At 69.5% G+C, this 6,778-nt stretch carries 7 protein-coding genes; 3 read left to right on the top strand and 4 right to left on the bottom strand.

Annotated features, from left to right (window positions below; genetic code table 11):
* Window positions 1-321: 321 nt before the first annotated feature.
* From PHC73_RS10120 to PHC73_RS10110, 3 genes are all read right to left on the bottom strand, one after another.
* Window positions 322-1,620, bottom strand: a complete 1,299-nt coding sequence (locus PHC73_RS10120; RefSeq protein ID WP_300127515.1) for a Rieske 2Fe-2S domain-containing protein — start codon at window positions 1,618-1,620, stop codon at window positions 322-324.
* Window positions 1,621-1,727: 107 nt separating this feature from the next.
* Window positions 1,728-2,738: an NADP-dependent oxidoreductase gene (locus tag PHC73_RS10115; protein WP_300127512.1), complete on the bottom strand. Its 1,011-nt coding sequence runs from the start codon at window positions 2,736-2,738 to the stop codon at window positions 1,728-1,730.
* 31 nt (window positions 2,739-2,769) lie between these two features.
* Window positions 2,770-3,399, bottom strand: a complete 630-nt coding sequence (locus tag PHC73_RS10110) for a sulfotransferase family protein (protein WP_300127509.1) — start codon at window positions 3,397-3,399, stop codon at window positions 2,770-2,772.
* Between the two features lie 234 nt (window positions 3,400-3,633).
* Between PHC73_RS10110 and PHC73_RS10105 the strand changes: the two genes are divergently transcribed.
* Window positions 3,634-3,939 carry a PadR family transcriptional regulator gene (locus PHC73_RS10105; protein WP_300127518.1) on the top strand — a complete coding sequence of 102 codons (306 nt, stop codon included), beginning with the start codon at window positions 3,634-3,636 and terminating at the stop codon, window positions 3,937-3,939.
* A 315-nt stretch (window positions 3,940-4,254) separates the two neighbouring features.
* On the opposite strand, the gene PHC73_RS10100 is transcribed toward PHC73_RS10105, so the two are convergent.
* Complete coding sequence (locus PHC73_RS10100) at window positions 4,255-5,178, bottom strand: HAD-IC family P-type ATPase (RefSeq protein ID WP_300127506.1); 924 nt, start codon at window positions 5,176-5,178, stop codon at window positions 4,255-4,257.
* A 427-nt stretch (window positions 5,179-5,605) separates the two neighbouring features.
* Between PHC73_RS10100 and PHC73_RS10095 the strand changes: the two genes are divergently transcribed.
* Window positions 5,606-6,418, top strand: a complete 813-nt coding sequence (locus PHC73_RS10095) for a hypothetical protein (protein ID WP_300127503.1) — start codon at window positions 5,606-5,608, stop codon at window positions 6,416-6,418.
* Window positions 6,419-6,430: 12 nt separating this feature from the next.
* Window positions 6,431-6,778 (top strand): cytochrome-c peroxidase (locus PHC73_RS10090; protein WP_300127501.1); only part of this gene is annotated, 348 nt, incomplete at its 3' end.

Raw genomic sequence — 6,778 nt, 5'->3', positions numbered from 1 at the left:
TCGGACGAGGACCAGTGCGCTGTCGGCAGCTGACCCGACCTCGTCTGTGGCGGTTGCCACGGTTTCGACCAAAAGGCGCTATTCGAGCAGCTTCGCGAGGATGTCAAAGCGCCATCGCGCTCTACCACCACGACGGCAAACCGCTTCCGCCCGTCACGTACGCCATTGATTCAGTGAGCATCGCGCAGGCGTTTACCGCGCGACGGCGAGCTGAAAAGTTCCAGGGAGGGAAGTTTCCAGCCACTGCCTTAACAGGCCGTTGAAAAACCTTTTTCAACGGCCTGTTAAGTGGGCGAGCGCCGAGTATGCCGCACGCCGGCCTCAACCCACGACCTGCCAGCACGGCACCGGAACCACTGGCGCCAGCGCCTCCCGCGGCACATCCGCCAGCCGCTCCTGCGGCACGATGACCGACGCCGCGCGGCAGCGGTGCGAGGCCGGGTCGAGTCCCGGCACGGCACCGCCGGCCTGGTTGGCGCGGGCAGCGTCGAGCAGCAGGCGGCGCGCGGCGATGATGCCGTTGTCGCTCGACACCAGGCGCTCGCGGGTGCGGTCGGCGATGCGGCCCTGGCTCTCCTGCACGGCGGTGTCCTGCATGGCGATGCCGGGCACGCCGGAAAAGCTCTTGCGCGCCACCTGCAGCGCCCGGTCGCGGCCGTAGTCGTTGCCGCGATGGCCGGTGCCCTGCCGGCTGCCGGGCACGAATTCCACATGCAGGCCGGCGCCGCGCGCCATCGCGTCCCGCTCTTGTGCGGTCAGCGGCCGGTCGACGTGGTAATTCACCGCCCACGACCAGCAGTTCTCGTCGTCCGCCGGCACCCAGGCCTGCGCGTTCAGGCTCAGATCCCCGGTCGGCGCCACCAGGTTGAAGCACGGCAGCAGGAACTGCGTAATGCGCCAGTAGTACTCGTCCGGCCCGGCCCGGCGGCGGGCGCCGAGCAGCAGGCCGGCGTCGGTGGGCGCCACCTCGTAGCGCGGGTTTGGGTCCGCGCCGATGATCTCCACAATCCGCGAACGCCCGCCGGCGCCGGTGCCGAGCACCGGATCGTCCTGCAGCGTCCAGCGGTGCAGCCAGGACTGATGGCTCGAATCGAGCCCGCCTTCCATCACCTGCAGGTAGTTGCACTCCTGCAGGCGGCGGGAGACGAACAGATGACTGTCCGGCAGCAGCGCCCATTCGAGCTCTGGCGGCGCCGGCTGTTTGGCCGGGTCGCCCATGTACACCCACACCACGCCGCCGCGTTCCAGCGTTGGATAGGCGCGGATGCGCACCTGTTCGGCAAAGCCGCTGTCGGCCGGCTCGGACGGGATGTCGAGGCAGCGACCGTGCCGGTCGAACTGCCAGCCGTGGTAGGCGCAGCGGATGCCGCCGTCCTCGCAGCGGCCGAAATACAGCGACGCCTGGCGGTGCGGGCAGGCTTCCTCGACGATGCCGACGTGGCCCGCGCTGTCGCGAAATGCCACCAGGCGCTCGCCGAGCAGCGGCAGGCGCAGCGGCGCGCCGTCGGGTTCCGGCAGTTCGCCCGACGCCAGCGCCGGCAGCCAGTAGCGCCGGAACAGCGCGCCCATCGGCGTGCCGGGGTCGGTGCGGGTGAGCGTGATGTTGTCTTCGGCGCGCATGTCGCCTCCTCCAGGGTGCCCTCGCGCGGCCATCATCGACCGGCGCCGAGAGGCTCGCAAGCGCGCACCCCGCCGGCACCGGGCCGGCTGCGTCGCGGCCGCCGCGGCTACGCGCCGAGGTCGATCACCCGCTTGCCGCGCGCGTGGCCGGTCTGGCCGTCGGCAAAGGCGCGGGCGATGTCGTCGAGCGCATAGACCTGCCCGACCTGCGCCTTGACGGCACCGCTTTCGAGCAGCCGCGCGATGCGCTGCAGGTGCTCCGCGCGCGGCTGCGCGAACACCATCGCCACCTGCCTGCCCTCGCGGCGCGCCTGCCAGCGCAGGCGCAGCACGTCCGCGAGCCCGCCGAACAGCCACCAGCGCTTGCCGTAGCGGGTGGCGAGGTCTTCCATCGACCGCCCACCGCTGCCGGTGGTGAGGAACACGCCGCCCGGCTTCAGGCACGTGAGATACCGGCGCGCGTCGAGGTCGCCCCAGGCGTCGAAGATAACGTCGAGATCGCTCAGTTGCGCCGCGCAGTCGGTGGTCGCGTAGTCGAATACCGTCTCGGCGCCGAGCCCGCGCACGAAGTCGAGATTGGCCGCCCCGGCGCTCGCCAGCACCTGCGCGCCCACCGAGCGCGCGTACTGCACGGCGAAGCTGCCGACACCGCCGGCGCCCGCGCTCACGAAAACGCGCTGACCCGCCGCAAGACGCGTGCCGCGGGTGAGCGCCTCCAGCACCGTCACGCCCACCAGCGCGGCGCTCGCGGCCTCGTGATGGCTCACGTTGGCGGGCTTGTGGGCAAAGCGCTTGGCGGGCGCCGTCACCAGCTGCGCAAACGTGTGCCCAACCCCGCCGCTGATCAGCCCGAACACGGCATCGCCCGGCTTGAACTCGGCGACGCCGTCGCCGACCGCGTCCACCACGCCCGAGCAGTCGCTGCCCGGGATCATCGGCATGCGCTGGCCCGGGATCAGGCGGAAGTACCCCGCGCAGACCTTCCAGTCGATGGGGTTCAGGCTCGCCGCGTGCACCCGCACGCGCACCTGCCCGCGCCGCGGCGGCGGCGCGTCCGGCACCTCGGCCACGCGCAGCCGCTCCGCCCCGCCGTATCCGTCGAGTAATGCCGCTCGCATGCCCGCCTCCGCTGTTTTTGGCCGATGATCCTCAGACGCCCGGCTTGCGCAGCCGGTCGATGAATTCCTGCGTCGTGTTGCTGCGCGGGAAAGGCCCGTCGGGCACCGGCACGCCGAGGAAGGCGCACAGCGGCGCCCAGCCGTCCTTCACGTCGTATTCCAGCAACCGCGCGGGCTCGATCGCCGCCCGCACGGCGGCGTTGTGCGCGTCGTAGATCGACAGCACGTGCGTCTTGTCCTCGATCTGCCCGAAGGTGCCGTGCAGGATCAGCTCGCGCGGCATCACGAGCTGCGCGTAGTGCGGATCGTCCGGCGGCGGCAGCGGGCGGCGCTGCGCCGGGAAGATGGTGCTGGCGATGCTGTCGTACCAGGCGTCGCGATCGCGCACGGTGAGAATCACCCGGGCGTCGGGATAGCGCACCGCGAGTTGCCGCCAGAAATGCGCCGGCGGCCAGTCCACGGCAGACGCGAAGCCGCACAGCAGGTCGTCCCAATCGGCGTCGCCGTCACGGAACGCGTCGCGCCAGCGCTGCGCGTGGCCGGGGTGCGAGAAGACGTCGTTCATGTGGTAGCACGGGCCGAAGCCCAGCTGCTCGAGCGCAAGTTTCAACGACAACGTGCCGGTGCGACCGAAGCCGGCGCCGATGATGGAAAGCGTCATGCTGACAAGGTTGCGGTTGGTGGGTGAAGCATACGCAGGCGGATGATGGGCAGGTCGGTGGCGCGCATTGTGACCGCAACCAGCCGGCCGCGGTCGGCACCGCATCCGCTGACCGCCGGCGCGCGTTTCGCGCTGCCGGTGCGGCAGCTTGCCTCGTGCCTGGGACACACTAACCGGGTCGATCGGTTCGACGACGGCGGCTCAGGGCGGATCGGGGGGGAAGCTTCAAAGACCATGACAGACAAGGATCTCTACGGCGGCCTCATCCGCCTGCACATCCTGCACCACGCCGCCGAAGAGCCGGTGTTCGGCCTTGGCATCATCGAAGAGCTGCGCCGCCACGGCTACGACCTGAGTCCCGGCACGCTCTATCCCATGCTGCACGGCCTGGAAAAAAAGGGTTATCTCAGCTCGCGCCACGAGCGCAGCGGGCGACGCGAACGGCGGCTTTACGACATCACCGAAACGGGCCGCATCGCCCTGGCCGACGCCAAAACCAAGCTCCGTGAGCTGTTCGGGGAATTGATCGAGGGGCGATGACCCGCACCGGACATAAGGTGGCGACAGCTCCGCGCCTCGCGAACTGTGATTCCGTCATTCTCCATTCAGTGCCTGGCGGCGCCCCATCGGCACTGTTTTGCGATTTCCGACAGCCCCGTGATGACGACCGCGAGCGCCGCGATCACGACCAACTCCGACAGCGGCAGCGGGCTCAGAGTTTGTGAAGAAATGCGCGTCCTGCGCATTTCTTGCGTCGCACGTCCGGTACACGCCCGGACGTGCTCACGCGAATCAAGCCCTGGCGGGCTCGATTCGCGTCCGGCCATCCCTGGCCGGCCTGAGAGCTTGAAAAATTCACAAGCTCTCAGCCGAAAGCGCTCCTGCAATCCCGGGACGTACATCGCCGCCAGCAGGAACGCCACCGCGGCGAGCGCCCAGAAATTCATCACGCGGTTGCCGAACAGCCCGGGCGCGAACACCGGCTGCGTGTCCGAGCGCGTGAGGGTGCCGGTCTTGTCGGTGACGATCACGGTCACATCCCCCGGGCGTCTCGGCGGCGCGGATGCGTTTGACCAGAAAATTGCCGCGCGAAAGCGCATAGGAACCCAGCCCCAGCACCATGGTGATGATGATGGGCAGTTCCTCGGGGATGGTGGCGAACGCCAGCGACAGCCCCGTGAGGACCATCTGCCGCCAGTCCTCGCCGCGCAGGATGCCGATCACGGGAATCAGCACCGCGAAGAACCCCGCCACCCACACCAGCTTGCCGGCCAAAGCGCGCATGGCGAGCTGCAGCGGCGTGCGCGGCTGACGCACCGCCTCCAGCGCGCGGCCGATGCCACCGAGCCGGGTCTGTTGGCCGGTCGCGGTCACGAGCGCCTCGCCTTCGCCGCCGGTCACCACCGTGCCCGCGAACACGCTGTCGCCGGGCTTTTTCTCGACCGGAAACGACTCGCCGCTCAGCGCCGACTCGTCGCAGGCGAGCCCGCGGCTCAGCGTCACCGCGGCGTCGGCCGCGATGCGCGTGCCGGTGGCGAGCACCAGCAGATCATCCGGCACCAGGCTTTCGGTCTGCACCTCGGCCAGCGACCCGTCGCGCCGCACCCGCGCCCGGGGCGCGGCGATGCGCTCGAGCGCGGCGCTCGCCCGCTTGGCGCGAAACCCGTTCCAGACCTCGGCCAGCACCAGGACGGTGATGACGGCGAAGATGGTGACGGCGTCGGCAATCTCGCCCCAGAGGCTGTAGGCGACGCCCACCACCAGCAGCAACAGGATCATGGGCTCGGGTGACTTCCTCGCGCGCGATCGCCCAGAAGCGCACGGGGGTGGCGCGGAACAGCACGTCGGGCCCGACACGGGGGAGCCGTTCGCGGGCTTCGGCGGAACCGAGGCCGGTGGCTTTGGGGGTTTCCATCCTCATTTCCCTCGCTGTCGGGTCGGGGCGGCGACGAGCGGCTCCCTAAATAATCGGCTTTCGTTATAGAGTGACGATAGCGTTGCAGCGCCACGACCGCGATGCAACCACAACCCGATGAGCGTGACCCAGGAGGCGTGTCGCGTGATCGCACGTTCGCTGCTCCGCCTGAGAGCTTGTGAATTTTTCAAGCTCTCAGGCCGGCCAGGGATGGCCGGACGCGAATCGAGCCCGCAAGGGCTTGATTCGCGGGAGCCCGTCCGGGCGTGTACCGGACGGGCGACGCAAGCAATGCGCAGGACGCGCATTTGTTCACAAACTCTGAGCCTGGCGCTCGGCACCACGGCGGCGCTCGCCGGGCCGCCGTTCATGACCGACGACCCGGAACCGGTCGAGTACCGGCATTCCGAGGCTTACGTGTTCTCGACCTACGACAGAGGCCCGCAGGGCGACAAGTCCTTCGCCGCCCCGGCCTTCGAGTTCAACACCAGTCCCGCTCCCGACTGGCATCTGCACGCCATGCTGCCGTTCACCGGGGTGCGGCCGGGCGACGGCCCCGACGAATACGGCCTGGGGGATGTCGAGCTTGGCGTGAAGTACCGCTTTTTGCACGAGACGGACAACCGCCCGCAGGCCGGCGTCTTCCCCATGTTCTACGTGCCGACCGGCGATGCGGACAAGGGTCTCGGCAACGACCGGGTGTGGGGCACCTTTCCGCTGTGGTTGCAGAAAAGTTTCGGCCCCTGGACTACCTACGGCGGCGGCGGGCGGGCCTTCAATTCCGCTCCCGGCATGCGCAACTACAGTTTCGGCGGCTGGCTGCTGCAGCGCGAGGTCACCGACCGCCTGACGCTGGGCGGCGAGCTGTTTTACCAGGGCGCGCCGAGCGACGATGCCCGCCACGCCACCTTCTTCAACGTCGGTGGTGTTTACAGCGATGTCGCCGCCTGCGGTGGTTGCAGCCTGCTGTTTCGCGTCGGCTCGACGGTGGCCGGGGAGAGTCACGACGGCGGCTATCTCGGGCTGTACTGGAACTTCGGGCCGTCCGGCGGCGGCCCCACATCGGCCGCGCCCTTTCTGCAACCATCGCAGACCCAGCGGTGAGGAGACGACATCATGTTGAAACACATGCGTCAGGCAACGCTGCTCGCGTTGGGTCTTGCGGGACCCGCGCTCGCGGCCACTGACGATGCCGCGCTGCTCGCCCAGGCCGGGCAACTGTTCGCGCCGCTGCCGACACACGCCGGCAGCGCCGAGCACCCCGTAGAACCGCAGCGCGTGGCCCTCGGCCGGGCGCTGTTCTTCGAGCCGCGCGTCTCGCTCGACGGCACGGCGAGCTGCGCCCGCTGCCACCAGCCGGCGCTCTACGGCACCGATGCGCTGCCCAAATCGATCGGCGCCGCCGGGCGGGTCCACGGCCGCAACCCGCCCACCGTCCTCAACCCCGCCGTGCAGTTCACGCAG

The organism is Immundisolibacter sp. (assembly GCF_028696615.1).
GTDB lineage: Bacteria > Pseudomonadota > Gammaproteobacteria > Immundisolibacterales > Immundisolibacteraceae > Immundisolibacter.
The sequence above is the reverse complement of the archived record's forward strand: the minus strand, read 5'-3'. Positions and strand labels throughout refer to the sequence as shown.